General features: G+C 63.2%; 14 protein-coding genes. 7 read left to right on the top strand and 7 right to left on the bottom strand.

The features are described from left to right. The first annotated feature begins 130 nt into the window (after positions 1 to 130). The 5 genes from DOL89_RS19680 (at position 131) to DOL89_RS19660 (ending at position 4803) form a co-directional block, all read left to right on the top strand. Positions 131 to 883 carry an ABC transporter ATP-binding protein gene (locus tag DOL89_RS19680; protein WP_119681053.1) on the top strand — a complete coding sequence of 251 codons (753 nt, stop codon included), beginning with the start codon at positions 131 to 133 and terminating at the stop codon, positions 881 to 883. After that, positions 876 to 1580: an ABC transporter ATP-binding protein gene (locus DOL89_RS19675; protein WP_225889993.1), complete on the top strand. Its 705-nt coding sequence runs from the start codon at positions 876 to 878 to the stop codon at positions 1578 to 1580. The genes DOL89_RS19680 and DOL89_RS19675 overlap by 8 nt, the downstream gene beginning before the upstream one ends. Before the next feature lie 27 nt (positions 1581 to 1607). Next, on the top strand, positions 1608 to 2495 hold the full coding sequence (locus tag DOL89_RS19670) for a branched-chain amino acid ABC transporter permease (RefSeq protein ID WP_119681052.1): 888 nt from the start codon (positions 1608 to 1610) through the stop codon (positions 2493 to 2495). Continuing rightward, entirely contained in the window at positions 2495 to 3514 is a 1020-nt protein-coding gene (locus DOL89_RS19665) for a branched-chain amino acid ABC transporter permease (RefSeq protein ID WP_119681051.1), read from the top strand. The genes DOL89_RS19670 and DOL89_RS19665 overlap by 1 nt, the downstream gene beginning before the upstream one ends. Before the next feature lie 65 nt (positions 3515 to 3579). Further along, entirely contained in the window at positions 3580 to 4803 is a 1224-nt protein-coding gene (locus DOL89_RS19660) for an ABC transporter substrate-binding protein (protein WP_119681050.1), read from the top strand. A gap of 71 nt (positions 4804 to 4874) precedes the next feature. On the opposite strand, the gene DOL89_RS19655 is transcribed toward DOL89_RS19660, so the two are convergent. The 3 genes from DOL89_RS19655 to DOL89_RS19645 form a co-directional block, all read right to left on the bottom strand. After that, complete coding sequence (locus DOL89_RS19655) at positions 4875 to 5141, bottom strand: DUF7218 family protein (RefSeq protein ID WP_119681049.1); 267 nt, start codon at positions 5139 to 5141, stop codon at positions 4875 to 4877. A 77-nt stretch (positions 5142 to 5218) separates the two neighbouring features. Beyond that, the gene (locus DOL89_RS19650; RefSeq protein ID WP_119681048.1) at positions 5219 to 5422 is read right to left on the bottom strand and encodes a (2Fe-2S)-binding protein; all 204 of its coding nucleotides are present in this window, start codon (positions 5420 to 5422) and stop codon (positions 5219 to 5221) included. A 176-nt stretch (positions 5423 to 5598) separates the two neighbouring features. Then, the gene (locus tag DOL89_RS19645; protein WP_162937701.1) at positions 5599 to 6657 is read right to left on the bottom strand and encodes a coiled-coil domain-containing protein; all 1059 of its coding nucleotides are present in this window, start codon (positions 6655 to 6657) and stop codon (positions 5599 to 5601) included. A gap of 402 nt (positions 6658 to 7059) precedes the next feature. Between DOL89_RS19645 and DOL89_RS19640 the strand changes: the two genes are divergently transcribed. Continuing rightward, the gene (locus DOL89_RS19640) at positions 7060 to 8295 is read left to right on the top strand and encodes a YeeE/YedE family protein (protein WP_119681046.1); all 1236 of its coding nucleotides are present in this window, start codon (positions 7060 to 7062) and stop codon (positions 8293 to 8295) included. A gap of 22 nt (positions 8296 to 8317) precedes the next feature. Here the strand turns inward: DOL89_RS19640 and DOL89_RS19635 are convergent, their stop codons facing one another. From DOL89_RS19635 to bfr, 4 genes are all read right to left on the bottom strand, one after another. Next, complete coding sequence (locus DOL89_RS19635) at positions 8318 to 10306, bottom strand: sigma-54-dependent Fis family transcriptional regulator (protein ID WP_162937700.1); 1989 nt, start codon at positions 10304 to 10306, stop codon at positions 8318 to 8320. Positions 10307 to 10603: 297 nt separating this feature from the next. Continuing rightward, positions 10604 to 12415, bottom strand: coding sequence for an NAD(P)/FAD-dependent oxidoreductase (locus DOL89_RS19630; protein ID WP_119681373.1), 1812 nt, complete (start codon positions 12413 to 12415; stop codon positions 10604 to 10606). A gap of 583 nt (positions 12416 to 12998) precedes the next feature. After that, positions 12999 to 14021, bottom strand: a complete 1023-nt coding sequence (fliG, locus tag DOL89_RS19625; RefSeq protein WP_119681044.1) for a flagellar motor switch protein FliG — start codon at positions 14019 to 14021, stop codon at positions 12999 to 13001. A 121-nt stretch (positions 14022 to 14142) separates the two neighbouring features. Next, positions 14143 to 14625, bottom strand: a complete 483-nt coding sequence (gene bfr / locus DOL89_RS19620; RefSeq protein ID WP_119681043.1) for a bacterioferritin — start codon at positions 14623 to 14625, stop codon at positions 14143 to 14145. Between the two features lie 159 nt (positions 14626 to 14784). On the opposite strand from bfr, the gene DOL89_RS19615 reads away from it, so the two are divergent. Then, positions 14785 to 15258 carry a MaoC family dehydratase gene (locus DOL89_RS19615; RefSeq protein ID WP_119681042.1) on the top strand — a complete coding sequence of 158 codons (474 nt, stop codon included), beginning with the start codon at positions 14785 to 14787 and terminating at the stop codon, positions 15256 to 15258. The last annotated feature ends 46 nt before the right edge of the window (positions 15259 to 15304 follow it).

The raw sequence follows: 15304 nt of genomic DNA, 5'->3' as shown, positions 1-15304 counted from the left end.
CCCGAACGCTTCCGGCCCGCATCTCATAAGAAGTTGTTTTGCAAGCCGTTCCCACATTAGTATGCCGCCTACAGGTGCGATCTGTCTTCAACGAGGGGCCATTCAAGAAGCCCCCGAACAGGGAGGAGAGATGACCGATTATGTGCTCGAGACGAGAGGCCTGACGAAAGAGTTCAAGGGATTTACAGCGGTCAACAAGCTGGACTTCAAGGTCGCGCGGGGCACCATCCACGCGCTTATCGGGCCGAACGGGGCCGGTAAGACGACCGTGTTCAATCTGCTGACCAAGTTCCTGATCCCCACGTCGGGCCACATCTATTATCACGGGGAGGACATTACCCATGTTCCCCCGGCCGCGATCGCCCGCAAGGGGGTGGTCCGGTCCTTCCAGATATCCGCCGTGTTCCCGCACCTGACGGTGCTCGAAAACGTGCGGGTCGCCTTGCAGCGTCATACCGATACGACATTCCAGTTCTGGCGGTCGGAACGCTCGCTCGACCGGCTGAACGACCGTGCGCGGGAATTGCTGGATCAGGTCGGACTGCTTCCCTGGGAACATGCCCTGGCCGGTGAGCTGCCCTACGGCCGGAAGCGGGCGCTCGAGATCGCGACCACGCTGGCCCTTGACCCCGACACCCTGCTGCTGGACGAGCCGATGGCCGGGATGGGCCATGAGGATGTGGGACGGGTGGCCGAGTTGATCCGGCGGGTGGCGCAGGGGCGTACGGTGGTGATGGTGGAACACAATCTGTCCGTCGTCGCCGACCTGTCCGACCGCATCACTGTCCTGCAACGCGGCGAAATCCTGGCGGAGGGCACCTATTCGGAGGTGTCGTCCAATCCGGAGGTGCGCGACGCCTATATGGGGACCGGACATGCCTGATACCATGCTGTCGGTCCGGAACCTCAAAGGGTTCTACGGAGAAAGTCACATCCTCCACGACGTCGCGTTCGATGTGGAAGCCGGGGAGGTCGTCACCTTGATCGGCCGCAACGGCGTCGGCAAGACCACCACGCTGAAAGCCATCATGGGCCTGCTGGACCGGCAGGAAGGCTCGATCCGCCTCAACGGGCAGGAGCTGACCGGCCTCCGGCCGGACCGCATCGCCCGACAGGGCGTAGGCTATGTGCCGGACGACCGCGGCATCTTCGCCAGCCTGACGGTGGAGGAGAACCTGATGCTGCCTCCGGTCGTGAAGCCGGGCGCCCTCTCCGTGGAGGAGGTCTACAGCCTGTTCCCACGGCTGAAGGAGCGGCGGAAGAGCCAGGGCACCAAGCTGTCGGGCGGTGAGCAGCAGATGCTGTCGATTGCCAGGGTGCTCCGAACCGGCGCCACCATGCTTCTGATGGACGAGCCGACGGAAGGGCTGGCGCCCGTGATCGTCCAGCATATCGGCAGCATCATCGCCGAGCTGAAGCGCAAGGGCTTCACCATCCTGCTGGTGGAGCAGAATTTCCACTTCGCCTCCACCGTCGCCGACCGTCATTACGTGATGGAGGAGGGGCGCGTTGTGGACATGATCCCGAACGACCGGCTTGAGGCCGAGTCCGAAAAGCTGGCGCGGTACCTGGGCGTTTGATCCCGGTCCGAGCAGGGAGGAACATATATGTTCGAGCTTCTGGGCATTCCGCCCCAGGCGCTGTTCGGTCAGTTGCTGCTGGGCCTGATCAACGGGGCCTTCTACGCCTTGCTCAGCCTGGGGCTGGCGGTGATCTTCGGCATGCTGGGGGTGATCAACTTCGCCCATGGCGCGCTGTACATGGTGGGCGCTTTCGCAGCCCTGCTGCTGCTGGAGTATTTCGGCATCGGCTACTGGCCGGCGCTGATCCTGGCGCCGCTGATCCTCGCCGCCCTCGGGGTGGTGATCGAGCGGACGATGCTGCGTCGGATCGCCCGCATGGACCCGCTCTACGGGCTGTTGCTGACCTTCGGCCTGGCGCTGGTCATCGAAGGGCTGTTCCGCCACTACTACGGTGTTTCCGGCCAGCCCTATCCCGTGCCTGAGCTGCTGCAGGGCGGCAATAATCTGGGCTTCATGTACCTGCCCACATACCGGGCCTGGGTGGTGGCGGCGAGCCTCGTCGTCTGTATAGGCACTTGGTACGCGATCGAGCGCACTAAGCTGGGCAGCTATCTCCGCGCAGCCACAGAACGTCCGCAGCTGGTGCAGGCCTTCGGCATCAACGTGCCTCTTCTGGTCACCGGCACCTTCGCCGCAGCCGTGGCGCTGGCCGGGTTCGCCGGCGTTCTGGCGGCACCCATGTACCAGGTGAACCCGCTCATGGGATCGAACCTGATCATCGTGGTCTTTGCCGTGGTCGTGATCGGCGGCATGGGTTCGATCCTGGGCGCGGTGGTGACCGGCTTCGGGCTGGGGATGGTGGAAGGGCTGACCAAGGTCTTCTACCCGGAGGCCGCGAACATCGTGATCTTCGTCATCATGGCCATCGTGCTTCTGGTGAAGCCGGCCGGCCTGTTCGGGAGGGCGGCCTGATGGTGGTGCAGCACACGACGGAGGAAGCGCCCGCGCGCAAGGCCGCCGACCATTCGACGGTTCCCGCGGGGGCCGGCGCTGCGCAATCCCGGGGTGGTGAACGGGCGCTCCTGGTGGTTGCCGCGGCCGGACTGATCCTGCTGGCGGCGGCCCCGTTCTTCGTCTACCCGGTTTTCCTGATGAAGGCGCTGTGTTTCGCGCTGTTCGCCTGCGCCTTCAATCTCCTGATCGGTTTCGGCGGCCTTCTCAGCTTCGGCCATGCCGCCTTCTTCGGGGGAGCCGCCTATGTCACCGCCCATGCGGCCAAGGTCTGGGGGCTGACCCCGGAGTTGGCGCTGCTGACCGGTACAGCCGCGGCGGCAGTGATGGGGCTGGCTTTCGGGGGGCTGGCCATCCGGCGGCAGGGCATCTATTTCGCCATGACCACGCTGGCGCTGTCGCAAATGGTCTTCTTCGTTTTCCTGCAGGCTCCCTTCACGGGTGGTGAGGATGGTATCCAGGGCGTGCCGCGCGGGCACCTGTTCGGGCTGATCAACCTGTACAATCCCTACGCCATGTACTTCACTACGCTGGCCATCTTCGCCGGCGGGGCGCTGTTCATCTACCGCATCGTCCATTCGCCCTTCGGGCAGGTGCTGAAGGCGATCCGCGAGAATGAGCAGCGGGCGATCTCGCTCGGCTACGATGTCGCAAAGTACAAGCTGGGCGCCTTCGTCCTTTCGGCGGCTCTGGCCGGTCTGGCAGGGGGAACCAAGGCGCTGGTGTTCCAGCTTGCGACTCTTACCGACGTGCAGTGGCAGATGTCGGGCGAGGTGGTGCTGATGACCTTGCTGGGCGGGATCGGCACCATGACGGGTCCGGTGGTCGGAGCCTTCATCGTCGTCATGCTTCAGAACTACCTCGCCACCATGAACCTGCCGGTGACCGTGGTCATCGGCCTGGTCTTCGTCTTCTGCGTGCTGGTGTTCCGCCGGGGCATCATGGGCGAGATTGCCCACTGGCTGAAGATAAAGCTCTGATCCGCAGGGGGCAAAAGCGCCGGCCCCATGACAATGGCGCTGAGAACATCTCTGGGAGGATTTTCATGAATCTCAAGTCTCGCTGCCTCGCCGCCGCCGCCGGCATCGCCCTGGCGTTCGGCGCATCCGCCGCCGCCGCGCAGGTGTCCGGCGATGTGGTCAAGATCGGCGTTCTGAACGACCAGTCCGGCCCCTATGCCGACTTCGGCGGCAAGGGCTCCGTCGTGGCCGCGCAGATGGCCATTGATGAAGTCGGCGGCACCGTACTGGGCAAGAAAATCGAACTGCTCAATGCCGACCACCAGAACAAGCCTGACATCGGCGTGTCCACCGCCCGCCAATGGTTCGATGCCGAAGGCGTCGACATGATTGCAGAGCTGACGACCTCCTCAGTGGCTCTTGCCGTGCAGGAACTGGCGAAGGAGCGGGGAAAGATCGACATCGTGACCGGTGCGGCTACCTCCCGCCTGACCGGCGATGCCTGTTCTCCCACGGGCTTTCACTGGGCCTACGACACCTATGCGCTGTCGCGCGGCACCGGCGGCGCAGTCGTGGAGGCCGGCGGCAAGAGCTGGTACTTCCTGACCGCCGATTATGCCTTCGGCCACCAGCTTGAGAAGGATACCGGCGAGTTCGTGAAGGCTGCCGGCGGCAAGGTGGTGGGGGCTGTGCGCCACCCGCTGAACACATCCGATTTCAGCTCCTTCCTGCTGCAGGCGCAATCCTCCGGGGCCGAGGTGATCGGGCTGGCCAATGCCGGCACGGACACCACGAACGCCATCAAGCAGGCAGCGGAGTTCGGCATCGTCCAGGGCGGTCAGAAGCTTGCCGGTCTGCTGTTCACCCTGACCGACGCCCATGCGCTCGGCCTGAAGACCGCGCAGGGTCTGACCCTGACGGAAGGCTTCTACTGGGACCGCAATGACCAGTCGCGGGAGTGGTCGAAGCGTTACTTCGAGAAAATGGGCCGCATGCCCAACATGATCCACGCCGGCACCTATTCCGCCGTGCTGCACTATCTGAAGGCCGTTGAAGCCGCCGGCACCGATGAGAGCAAGGCCGTGGCGGAGAAGATGCGCGAGCTGCCGGTCCAGGATGCCTTCGTCGGTGAGAATGGCGGCAAGGTCCGCGCAGACGGCCGCATGACCAAGGACATGTACCTGTTCGAGGTGAAGAGCCCGACCGAAAGCAAGCAGCCCTGGGACTATTACAAGCTGATCCGTACGATCCCGGGCGACGATGCCTATACGCCGCTGGAAAAGAGCGCCTGCCCGCTGGTCAAGGGCTGACGTACAGGGCGGAAATGAGTTGGGGCGCGGGTGGAAGCCACCTACGCCCCTTTTCACATGTGCGGATCAGGTCAATGGTGCCGCAGCGCGTCGATCAACTCATCCTTGCTCATCCGTGAGCGGCCCTCGATTCCGATCTTCCGGGCCTCATCATAAAGATCGGACTTGCTGCGCGATTCGTACTTCGAGGCATGACCGCCGCGCTCACTGGCGGGGTTTCCACCTTCCTGGGCGTTGGCATTGGCGATCCGGGCCGCCCTTTCCTTCCTCATGCCCTTGGCGCGCATCGCCTCGTACTGGGCATCATTCTTGATCTGGTTTCCGTGATCCTTTGCCATTCCGCTGCTCCGCATCGGTAGATGCAGGGGCAACAGAACAGGGGACGAGCGGTTGCCGCCATGATTCTCCGGCGGTCTTATTCCGCTGCGACGGCGACAGGCACGGGCACGCAGGATGCTGGCGCGTGCTCTTCGATCATGCCGCGCATAGTGGTGAAGCAACGACCGCACTGCGGGGTCTTGCCCACCGATTTGAAAACGCCGGCCACGGTGCCAGCCCCGTTCTCCGCCGCTCGGCGCACAGTCTTACAATTGATCGCATTGCAGACGCAGACATACATGAAGAGCTTGCTCCCGATGCGGCGAAGGCACCTGCCGGTCCACGCCGGCTGCTCTCTGCTCTATAATGCAAGTCATTCGCATCTGCAATTGGGATTCGACGGGGCGTAATGATCCGAACGGAACTTTCCAGCACGGCTCCCGCGCCGGAACGTCGAGCGGCCATCCTGGATCAGTCTTAATCCTGGTGCGGCTCCACCGGCCCTGGTTGGGCAGCTTCAAGCCTGATCCGTCGCTCCCGTTCACGGTCCAACTCGCTGCGGAGCCGGGCCAGCTCATGGCTCAGGCCCTCGCAGCGCTCCTCGAATGTCGCGGCACGGGCTGCGGATGCGGTGCCATCCTTGAACAGGCGTGCCGTTTCTTCTGCAAGGTCGGCACGACATTGTTCGCAGGCTTGCTGCCTCTCCTCAGCGGACCGGAGCTGCCCTTCCAATGCGGAATTCCGGGCGCGTGTCGATGCCAGTTCGGCCTCCAGTTCCATCCTTGCCGAACGTGCTTCGGTCAGGGTCTCGTCCAGTACATTGCAACGTGCGTCCAGCGACTGCGCACGACGTTCTGTTTCGGCCAATGCAGCTTCGGTTACCGCCGCGCTCTCGCGTAGGTCCATTATCTTTTCCTGTGCGGACTCCAAACGCGATATAGCGGTCGCGGCCCTTGCCTCCGCCGTATCACGCTGAAGCCGCTGTTCCGCCACTGCTTCGGTCAGAGACCGGATCTGTTCGCGGAGGACTGCCATATCGGCTTGCAGATCGCGGAATGCCGCCTTGGCATCGGCTGCTTCCTGGGCATGGCGTTCGGATGAGCGTTGCGCCTCCTCGGTGGCAGCCTCCTGGTGCCGGAGCGCTGCTTCCAGCTCCTGCATCTCGAGCGCCGCGATATGCTGTTTTGCTTGCGCCCTCTCCCTGTCGTCCCGAACCGCACGTTCGGCTTTGTCAAAGCCTGCGCGGAAAGCCTCCTCCATGAGCCGTCGGGCCGCGGCCATGCTCTGGGAGGCAAACTCCTCGATCAGCATTGCGGCATCGCTGTCCGGCACGCCGATGTGCTTGCCGTCAGCGGGCATGGATGATGAGGGCCGAGCTCCGACGTGAGCTGTCCAGACCTTCTCAATACGTTGGCGGTTGCCGCCGCCCATTCGGATTTGAATGGCTGTGGGAGTTACCCGCCCATGACGTTCCCGCTCCAGTTCTTCACCAGTACGGATGATAAGGTCGTCAGGGAACTTCTGGTCGGCGGCCATAGTGGATCTCAGCAGGTGCGAACATACGGATTGCGAACATACGTATACGTACGTTCGGGCAGATTCGCCGCAAAAAAGCAGCCAGCCAGTGGCCCAAACTCAGTGCCCAGATAAGCATCAGGTAATAAGGACCCGCAGTTTGTCCCTGCATGGGAATCCCGGCCTATGCAAAACAGGTCTGTTCAGAGTAGCGGAGTAACGCAAACGACCGTTTCCCAAGCCTGCAAGAAACTGTACAGGCGAAAGAAAGTGGCCATCTGGCCCTACCCATCGCCATTGGGCTGCCGCAAGGCAGATGTGCGCCGCTAACGGTTCCAGCCTGGGGGTTACGGAACTACCTACGCAGGCCTGATGTAGGATCCGCTGGTTCTGCACATCGAATTTGTAGAATGGAGTGTCAGCATGGCTGACTTATCTCTCGGCCGGGTATCACGCCCGGCGAACATCGTGCCGGACATTGATCTCAAGGTGGTCGCGGCAGCGCTCCTGGCGCTTCTTGGCGGTGCTCTCTGGATCGGGGACGAGGTGTCCGGCCGGCAGGCGGCGCTTTACCTGATCGGTGGGGCGCTGGGTGTGGTGCTTTACCATGCTCTGTTCGGATTTACCTCGGCGTTCCGTGTCTTCATTTCTGACCGGCGTGGCGCCGGTCTCCGCGCGCAGATGATCATGCTCGCGGTGGCCTGTGCGCTGTTCTTCCCGGCGCTGGCCGCGGGTTCACTGTTCGGGATGCCGGTCAAAGGCCTGGTCGCCCCGGTCGGCGTGTCCGTCCTGGTGGGTGCGTTCCTGTTCGGTCTCGGCATGCAGCTAGGCGGCGGGTGCGCCTCCGGTACGCTCTATACAGTCGGGGGCGGCAGCACCCGGATGGTCGTCACTCTGCTGTTCTTCATCGTCGGTTCCGTTCTTGGCGCTTATCATCTGCCCTGGTGGCAGGCGCAGCCGTCCATGGCTCCCGTCTCGGTGGTTGCCGCCTGGGGATGGCCTGCGGCGCTGGCAGTGAACCTGGCGGTTTTCGCCGCCGTATACGCGCTGACCAAGGTGCTGGAACGGCGGCGGCATGGGCGGCTTATTGAGCGCCCCGCCGGCAATAAGGCTGGCTGGAACCGCCTGCTGCGCGGGCCGTGGCCCCTGATCTGGGGCGCCGTCGCGCTGGCGCTGCTGAACTTTGCGACCCTGGCCCTTGCCGGGCGTCCTTGGGGCATCACCGCCGGCTTCGCCCTCTGGGGTAGCAAGTCTCTGGCCGCTCTCGGCGTCGATGTGGCGAGCTGGCCGTTCTGGCAGGCGCCGGAGCAGGCGAAAGCCCTGCAGGCAAGCGTGTTCGCGGATGTCACCTCCGTGCAGAACTTCGGCATCATCCTGGGCGCCCTCCTGGCGGCCGGGCTGGCCGGCAAGTTCGCCCCGGTGTGGCGCATTCCGATGCGGTCCCTGATCGCCGCTGCCGTGGGCGGCATCCTGCTCGGCTACGGCTCGCGCTTGGCCTACGGGTGCAATATCGGCGCTTATTTCAGCGGCATCGCCTCCGGCAGCCTGCATGGGTGGGTCTGGATCGTGGTTGCTCTTGCCGGCAACTGGATTGGTACTTGGCTGCGTCCGGTCTTCGGCCTGGAGGTTGAGCGGACCCCGCGTCAGACCTCCTGCTGACCGCGCCTGCGGAGGGGCAGGGTCAGGGCTGTGCGTTCGGCGGAATGATGTTCAGCCGCTTCATCTTCCGATACAGCGTGGCCCTGCATATACCAAGTTCCCGGGCAGATCCTGTCACCTCCCAGCGGTTCCGGCGCAGCACCTCGACCACCGTCTGGTGTTCGGCGCGCTGTATCGGCCCTAGCCCCGGAGGTGGCTGGACACTGGAGGGACCGGACAGCGCTTCGGCCGGCGCGGCGGGATGTGACCTAGCCGTCCCGGCCGATACGTGCGGCGGAAGATGCTGGGGAAGCACTGTCCCGCCATCGCGGATAGCCAGGGCGAGGCGTATGATGCTCTGCATCTCCCTGATATTTCCCGGCCATTCGTAGGCGGCGAGCACGGCCAGCGCGTGGGGATGCAGGCTGGGGTTTTCGCCGCGTCGCCCGCACTCGTCGGCGAACAGGGACAGGATAAGGTCACGCCGGTCAGTTCGACCACGCACAGCCGGAAGCTTGATCGTAGCGCCGGCCAGTCGATAGTAGAGATCCTCGCGGAAGCGTCCCTCCGCCACCAGCTCCAGCGGATTGCGCAGCGTCGCGCTCACCACCTGTACATCGACCGGCACCGGCGCTTCCCCGCCCAGCGGCAGGACCTCACGCTCGGCGAGAACGCGGAGGAGCCGCGTCTGAAGCCCGAGCGGCATGTCGCCGATCTCATCCAGGAACAGGGTTCCACCGCTCGCCTGCAGGATTTTACCTCGCATGCCCTTGGACCGGGCACCGGTGAAGGCACCGTCCTTGTAGCCGAACAACTCGCTTTCGATCAGAGATCCCGGAATGGCGGCGCAGTTCAGCGCCACGAAGGGACCGGCCCGCCGGGTGCTCTCCAAATGAAAGGCGCGCGCGAACGCTTCTTTGCCCGTTCCGGTCTCTCCCAGGAGAAGGAGGGGGATATCGCGGTCCATGATGCGCCGCGCCAGATGCACATTACTCTGCATCTCCCTATCCGATCCGGCCAGGGCAGCAAGATCGGGATGCTCCGGCGGTGTGTTCCGGCAGGATGTTGAGACGGCTGCGCCGGCCTTCGGGCGTATTACGGCCTGTACCAAGCGCGGACTGCGGATCGTGGCGTGAAGCTGCAGATCCCCACAAAGAGCAGGGATTTCAAACGCATGTCCCGAGGCTTCATGATGGCGTCTCAGGACCTGCTCCAGATCCAGCCCGAGCGTCTGCTCCAGGTTGCCGCCGGCCTGAACACGGAGTGTTGACGTCGCCCATCGGTTTGCGGCGACGACACGGCCATGCGTGTCGATTGCCAGAAGTCCATCCGGAAGAATCTCCGCCAACTCCTTGTCATTGCTGATTTTGATCAGCAGATGGTCCGGAAAGCTACGGCAGAAATTGGAGTTTTCAATCAGCAGCGCTGCCCTGGAGACGAAGTGCCGGACCAGGGTCTGTGCCCTCTTGTCATCAGGAGAAGACAGGGAAGAGACATCAATCACGGCCAGCAGCTCGCCATCCGGAGCAAGGACCGGTGCGGCCGTGCAGGTCAATGTGATGTTCGGCGCACGGAAATGCTCAGCCTTGTGGATGGTAACGGTCTTCTTCTCGACAATGCAGGTTCCGACGCCGCAGGTGCCTTCCTCGGGTTCCGACCAGAGCGATCCGAGATACAGCCCGGCCCGGCGGAGTTCGCCGTCCCTGTCCGGATCGCCAAGATAATCCACGGTGATTCCGCCGGCATCGGTCATCAGCACGACATAACCGGCGTCGCGGACCTGCCGGTGCAGCGCCAGGAGGCTTGACCTGGCAAGATGGAGAAGGGGTTCGACCCTGTCCCGATAGGGGCGCAGAGAGCCCTGGCTCAATATCCGCGGTTCGGAGGTGCGGCCGGGGTCCAGGCGGTAGGCGTTGATCGAGCGCGCCCAGGACTGTGCGACCGTGAGATCCACCGGGCGCAAGCTTTCTTTGATCCGGCCCTCCACCGTTGCGGCGATCAGGGCGGTATGGTGTGCGATCGCGCTGCCCATGACTTCCTCCCGTGTTCTTATTCTGTCCGGCCGGCGGCGCCCCCCTGTCCGGCTCTGCCTCCACCGCATGCGTCGTCCGGGGCTTCCGGTCCTTTCCTTCTATTGCCTGTGCAGACCCGGCACGCCGCCGTGACCGTTCGGCGTGGCCCGTTGATCTGCCAGCGTGGCATGGACCCTGCACCGTCACAACTCGACCAAAGTTCAACAGCCTGGACCAGTGCGCATAAGAAAAGCCGCCGTGCGGGGCACGGCGGCGGAGCGGTATTACCGTTCAGGAAGCTGGGTCTGGGCCGGTCCTCAGCTTCGATGATGGGTTTCGGCGAGATTGTAGACGGGGGTCGGCAGCCCTTCCATCCGCGCCTTCAGCTGGAGGGCAAGGTAAAGGGAATAGTGCCGGGACTGGTGCAGATTGCCTCCATGGAACCAGAGACCGTCCTGCCGGGTAGGTTTCCACATGTTGCGCAGCTCCCCCTGCCAGGGTCCGGGGTCCTTGGTCGTACCCGACCCATAGCCCCAGCACTTGCCGACCTTGTCGGCCACCTCCTGCGAGATCAGTTTGGCGGCCCAGCCGTTCATCGAGCCGAAGCCAGTAGCATAGACAATCACGTCGGCCGGCAGTCTGGTGCCATCGGTAAGGACAAGGCCGTCCTCTTCGATATGGTCGATGCTGCCGCGTTGCAGCTTGATCTTGCCGTCGGCGATCAACTCCGAAGCGCCGACATCGATATAGTATCCGGAGCCCCGTCGCAGATACTTCATGAACAGGCCAGAATCGTCATCTCCGAAATCGAGCATGAACCCCGACTTTTCAAGGCGTTCGTAGAAATCCTTGTCACGGCGCTTCACCTCCTCGAAAGCTGGGCGGTGGAAATCCGGCATGATTTTGTAGGGGATGGAGGCGAAAATCATGTCCGCCTTCTCGGCTGTGATGCCGGCCTCCACGGCACTCTCCGAATAGAGCGGGCCGAGGACCACGTCCATCAGCGTCTCCGACCGGGAAATGTGGGTGGATGAGCGCTGGACCATGGTCACATCCGCGCCGTTTTCCCAGAGGTCGGCACAGATGTCGTGGGCGCTGTTGTTGGAGCCGACCACCACCACGCGCTTGCCGCGGAATGCATCGCCTCCAGGGTGCTGGCTGCTATGGTGCTGCTGTCCGCGGAACCGGTCCATGCCCGGATAGTCCGGCATGTGCGGCACGCCGGACATGCCGGTGGCCAGGATCAATTGCTTGGGCCGCAGGACGACGCGCTCACCACTGCGGTCGACTTCCACCTCCCATTCCTGCTTCGCCTCGTCGTAACGGGCGGAGATGCAGGAGGTGGAGTTCCAGACATTCAGCTCCATGACCTTCGCGTACATCTCCAGCCAGTCGCCGATCTTGTCCTTCGGCGTGAAGACGGGCCAATTGTCCGGGAAGGGAAGGTACGGCATGTGGTCGTACCAGACCGGATCGTGCAGGCAGAGGGACTTGTAGCGGGACCGCCACTGGTCACCCGGGCGCGGATGTTTATCAACCACGATGGTCGGCACTTCCAACTGCCTCAAGCGGGCGGCAAGGCCAAGGCCGCCTTGACCGCCGCCGACAATCAGGCAGTAGGGCTGGCGAGCATAGCCCAGCTCCGCCTCTTCCTGGGTCTTGCGTTCCAGCCAATTCCTGCGATCCGCATGCCCGGCGCCGTGCTGCGCGCCCAGAGGTCGCGCGCGACCACGCTTTTCCTCAAACCCCTTCAACTCCCGCAGGCTGGTAAGCAGGGTCCAGCACCTGCCGTCTTTCAGCCGGATATAACCGCGCCCGCGGCCCAACTCGGTCTCGAAGGCCAGCCAGCCCTCGATCACTCCATCCGCTTCCGTCGCCTCTCCCTCAAGCTGCCAGCCGGACGGGCGCGTGCCGTCCAACGTATGGGTCAGCATCTCGGCGATTTCATCCCGGCCTTCGGACGTATGGATGTTCCAGGTGAAGGACACCAGGTCGCGCCAGAAGCCATCCTTGACAAAAAGCTCGGCAGCTCCGGCGATGTCGCCGCGGTCCAGGGCCGCGGCAAAACGTGCAATCCAGTCCTTCAGGACGGCGGTCGCCCCGATCGGAGAGGAGGCAGCGGCAGTCATCTCCTTCGTATCCTCGTACATTTCCACCCCTGTCCAGTTCTTCTCGTTTCTACGCAGGGCGAGCAGATGCCATGGGCTCCGTCCGCCCCATCATCGGACCGTGGTGCGGTCCTGCCATCGGCAAGAAGCAAGCTCCGCGCCAATGTGCGCCGTATCGGCTGCCACACGGGTCCGGCGGAAAAGGCGAGGTGAAAACTAATATATTGGAATCAAGCTATTCAGCGTGATCCCTGCCGATCTGGACGAGGGCCAAGTGGGGAGGGGGAGATTATCGGGTCCCGTTGTCGGTTCTGGTGGAGGATCCACCTGTCGCAGAAGTGCGACACGCGTCACACCCCGGCGCGACATCTGTCGCAGGACGAAACAGAGACAACGGGTATGCTGTCAGGACCTCCTGGCGGCCAGGACGTCTATAACAACAGGCATGAGCTCGATCGACGTGAAGGGCTTCGCCAGATGAACCATCGGGGCCAAGCGCGTCGGCACGTTCCCGTCCGGCTCCGGTTCCGAGAGTAGTATCCAGCACTGCCGCGGCGCCCACGAGAGCCGGGCGCCGCGTGGACCCGGGACGGAGCAGGTCCGATCAGTAGACCAGCTCGTCCTCACCTTTGCCGGAGGCAATGACGATTTCGCCGCGCGCCGCCATGTCCTTGGCAAGCTGCACCATGTACATCTGCGCTTCGTCCACGTCGCGCAGGCGCACTGGGCCCATGGCGGCCATGTCCTCGCGCATGATTTTGGCGGCGCGTTCAGACATGTTTGTGAAGAACAGATCCTTCAGCGTCTCCGACGCGCCCTTCAAGGCCGTGGCAAGCTTCTGCTTGTCCACGGTGCGCAAGATGGATTGGATGCCGGACGGGTCCAGCTTGCCCAGATCCTCGAAGGTGAACATGAGGGCGCGGATGCGCTCCGCGCTGTCGCGGTTGCGCTCCTCAAGTGCTGCCAGGAAGCGGCTTTCCGTATTGCGGTCCAGCGAGTTGAAGATTTCCGCCATCATCTCGTGGGCATCGCGGCGGTTGGTGCGGGCCAGGTTGGACATGAACTCGGTGCGCAGCGTGCGCTCAATGTCGTCGACCACTTCCTTCTGGACCGCCTCCATGCGCAGCATGCGCATGACCACTTCCATTGCGAAGCTTTCCGGCAGTAGCGCCAGCACGCGCGCCGAGTGCTCTCCCTTGATCTTCGACAGGATCACGGCAACGGTCTGCGGGTATTCGTTCTTCAGATAATTGGCGAGCACCTGCTCGTTCACGTTGGTCAGCTTGTCCCACATGGTCCGGCCGGCCGGACCACGGATCTCCTCCATGATGGTATCGACCTTGTCCTTGGGCAGGACCTTGTTCAACAGCCGTTCGGTGCTGTCGAAGGTGCCGACCAGCGACCCGGTGGAACTGATCTGCTCGGCGAACTCGACGAACAGCCGCTCCACGATGTTGGAGCTGACCGAACCCAGATTCGCCATGGTCTGAGAGATTTCCTTTATCTCGTCATCGCCCATCAGGGCAAAGAGCTTGGACGCGTGGTCCTCGCCCAGGGCCAGCATCAGAATGGATGCTTTTTCAGGCCCGGTCAGGCCGCGGTAATCCTCGCGAACACGGATTGCCATAACAGGCCCCTACCCAGCGCAAACGGGTCCAATCGGGGCGTGGGGACCCCGACTGGGCTACATCATGTGGGAAGGCCGTTACGAAATCAATAAACGCGGCTTACGACCGGGACCTCAGAACTCAGGTCGGATCGCCGCTGCCCATCTGCTGCTGGATGTAGTTCTGCACGCCGATCTTGTCGATCAGGCCGAGCTGGGTCTCGATCCAGTCGATATGTTCCTCCGTCTCCTCAAGGATGTGGCGGAAGATTTCCTTGGTCTGGTAGTCGCGCACCTGCTCGCAATAGGCCATCGCTTCCAGCACGCCGGCCCGGCCGCGCTGCTCGACCTTCAGGTCGGAGGCCAGAACTTCCGGCACATCCTCGCCTATCAGGAGCTTGTGCAGATCTTGGAGGTTCGGCAGGCCTTCCAGGAAGAGGATACGCTCGATCAGCAGGTCGGCGTGCTTCATCTCGCCGATGGACTCGTCGTAGACTTTCTTCGCCAGGTCCATGACGCCCCAGTTCTTCAGGATCCGGGCATGAAGGAAGTACTGGTTGATGGCGGTCAGCTCATTGGTGAGCACGCTGTTCAGGTGCTTGATGACGGTCGGATCGCCCTGCATGGTCTGGCCTATTCGTTGCGGTCTTTTCGATCGGGTTCGATTGTTCCCGGCGGTATGATGGCACGTCCGGCGCCGCCATGTCTCCTCCTCCAACCGGTATTGCTGGCAAGGTTTCCGCCGGTCCACCATGCGGCGTGACCATGAACCGCGGAGGAACACATGCCGGGACCGGTACGCTATCTCGAGGACATGACGGCTGGCGAGACGATCGAGGTTGGAAGCTACACGGTGAGCGAGGAGGAAATCCTCGATTTTGCCCGCCGCTACGACCCTCAGCCCTTCCATCTGGATGCCGAGGCTGGAAAGACAACCCATTTCGGCGGGCTCGTGGCCAGCGGCTGGCATACGGCCGGCATCATGATGCGCATGATGGTGGATGAAATCCTGTCGCCGGAGACCTCGCTCGGCTCTCCTGGAATCGACGAGTTGCGCTGGCTGAAGCCGGTGCGACCGGGCGACACGCTGCGCCTGCGCTTCACGACCCTGGAGGTCCGCCGGTCCCGATCACGGCCGGAAATGGGGACGGTGCGGCAGCGCATGGAGGTGCTGAACCAGTATGACGAAGTCGTAATGAGCATGCTGGGCATTGGGATGGTGCGGGCGCGGACCCTCCCCGAAGGTGGTTCGCCCTGACTGGCACTGAAGGAGAGGGCCGACCACCCTTTGCCCCCTCAGCAAC

Source organism: Indioceanicola profundi, assembly GCF_003568845.1.
GTDB lineage: Bacteria > Pseudomonadota > Alphaproteobacteria > Azospirillales > Azospirillaceae > Indioceanicola > Indioceanicola profundi.
This window is presented reverse-complemented; position numbering and strand designations above follow the sequence as displayed.

Coding starts and splice junctions, on each gene's coding strand:
- DOL89_RS19680 (WP_119681053.1), top strand. CDS start 131: ATGACCGATTATGTGCTCGAGACGAGAGGCCTGACGAAAGAGTTCAAG.
- DOL89_RS19675 (WP_225889993.1), top strand. CDS start 876: ATGCCTGATACCATGCTGTCGGTCCGGAACCTCAAAGGGTTCTACGGA.
- DOL89_RS19670 (WP_119681052.1), top strand. CDS start 1,608: ATGTTCGAGCTTCTGGGCATTCCGCCCCAGGCGCTGTTCGGTCAGTTG.
- DOL89_RS19665 (WP_119681051.1), top strand. CDS start 2,495: ATGGTGGTGCAGCACACGACGGAGGAAGCGCCCGCGCGCAAGGCCGCC.
- DOL89_RS19660 (WP_119681050.1), top strand. CDS start 3,580: ATGAATCTCAAGTCTCGCTGCCTCGCCGCCGCCGCCGGCATCGCCCTG.
- DOL89_RS19655 (WP_119681049.1), bottom strand. CDS start 5,141: ATGGCAAAGGATCACGGAAACCAGATCAAGAATGATGCCCAGTACGAG.
- DOL89_RS19650 (WP_119681048.1), bottom strand. CDS start 5,422: ATGTATGTCTGCGTCTGCAATGCGATCAATTGTAAGACTGTGCGCCGA.
- DOL89_RS19645 (WP_162937701.1), bottom strand. CDS start 6,657: ATGGCCGCCGACCAGAAGTTCCCTGACGACCTTATCATCCGTACTGGT.
- DOL89_RS19640 (WP_119681046.1), top strand. CDS start 7,060: ATGGCTGACTTATCTCTCGGCCGGGTATCACGCCCGGCGAACATCGTG.
- DOL89_RS19635 (WP_162937700.1), bottom strand. CDS start 10,306: ATGGGCAGCGCGATCGCACACCATACCGCCCTGATCGCCGCAACGGTG.
- DOL89_RS19630 (WP_119681373.1), bottom strand. CDS start 12,415: ATGACTGCCGCTGCCTCCTCTCCGATCGGGGCGACCGCCGTCCTGAAG.
- fliG (WP_119681044.1), bottom strand. CDS start 14,021: ATGGCAATCCGTGTTCGCGAGGATTACCGCGGCCTGACCGGGCCTGAA.
- bfr (WP_119681043.1), bottom strand. CDS start 14,625: ATGCAGGGCGATCCGACCGTCATCAAGCACCTGAACAGCGTGCTCACC.
- DOL89_RS19615 (WP_119681042.1), top strand. CDS start 14,785: ATGCCGGGACCGGTACGCTATCTCGAGGACATGACGGCTGGCGAGACG.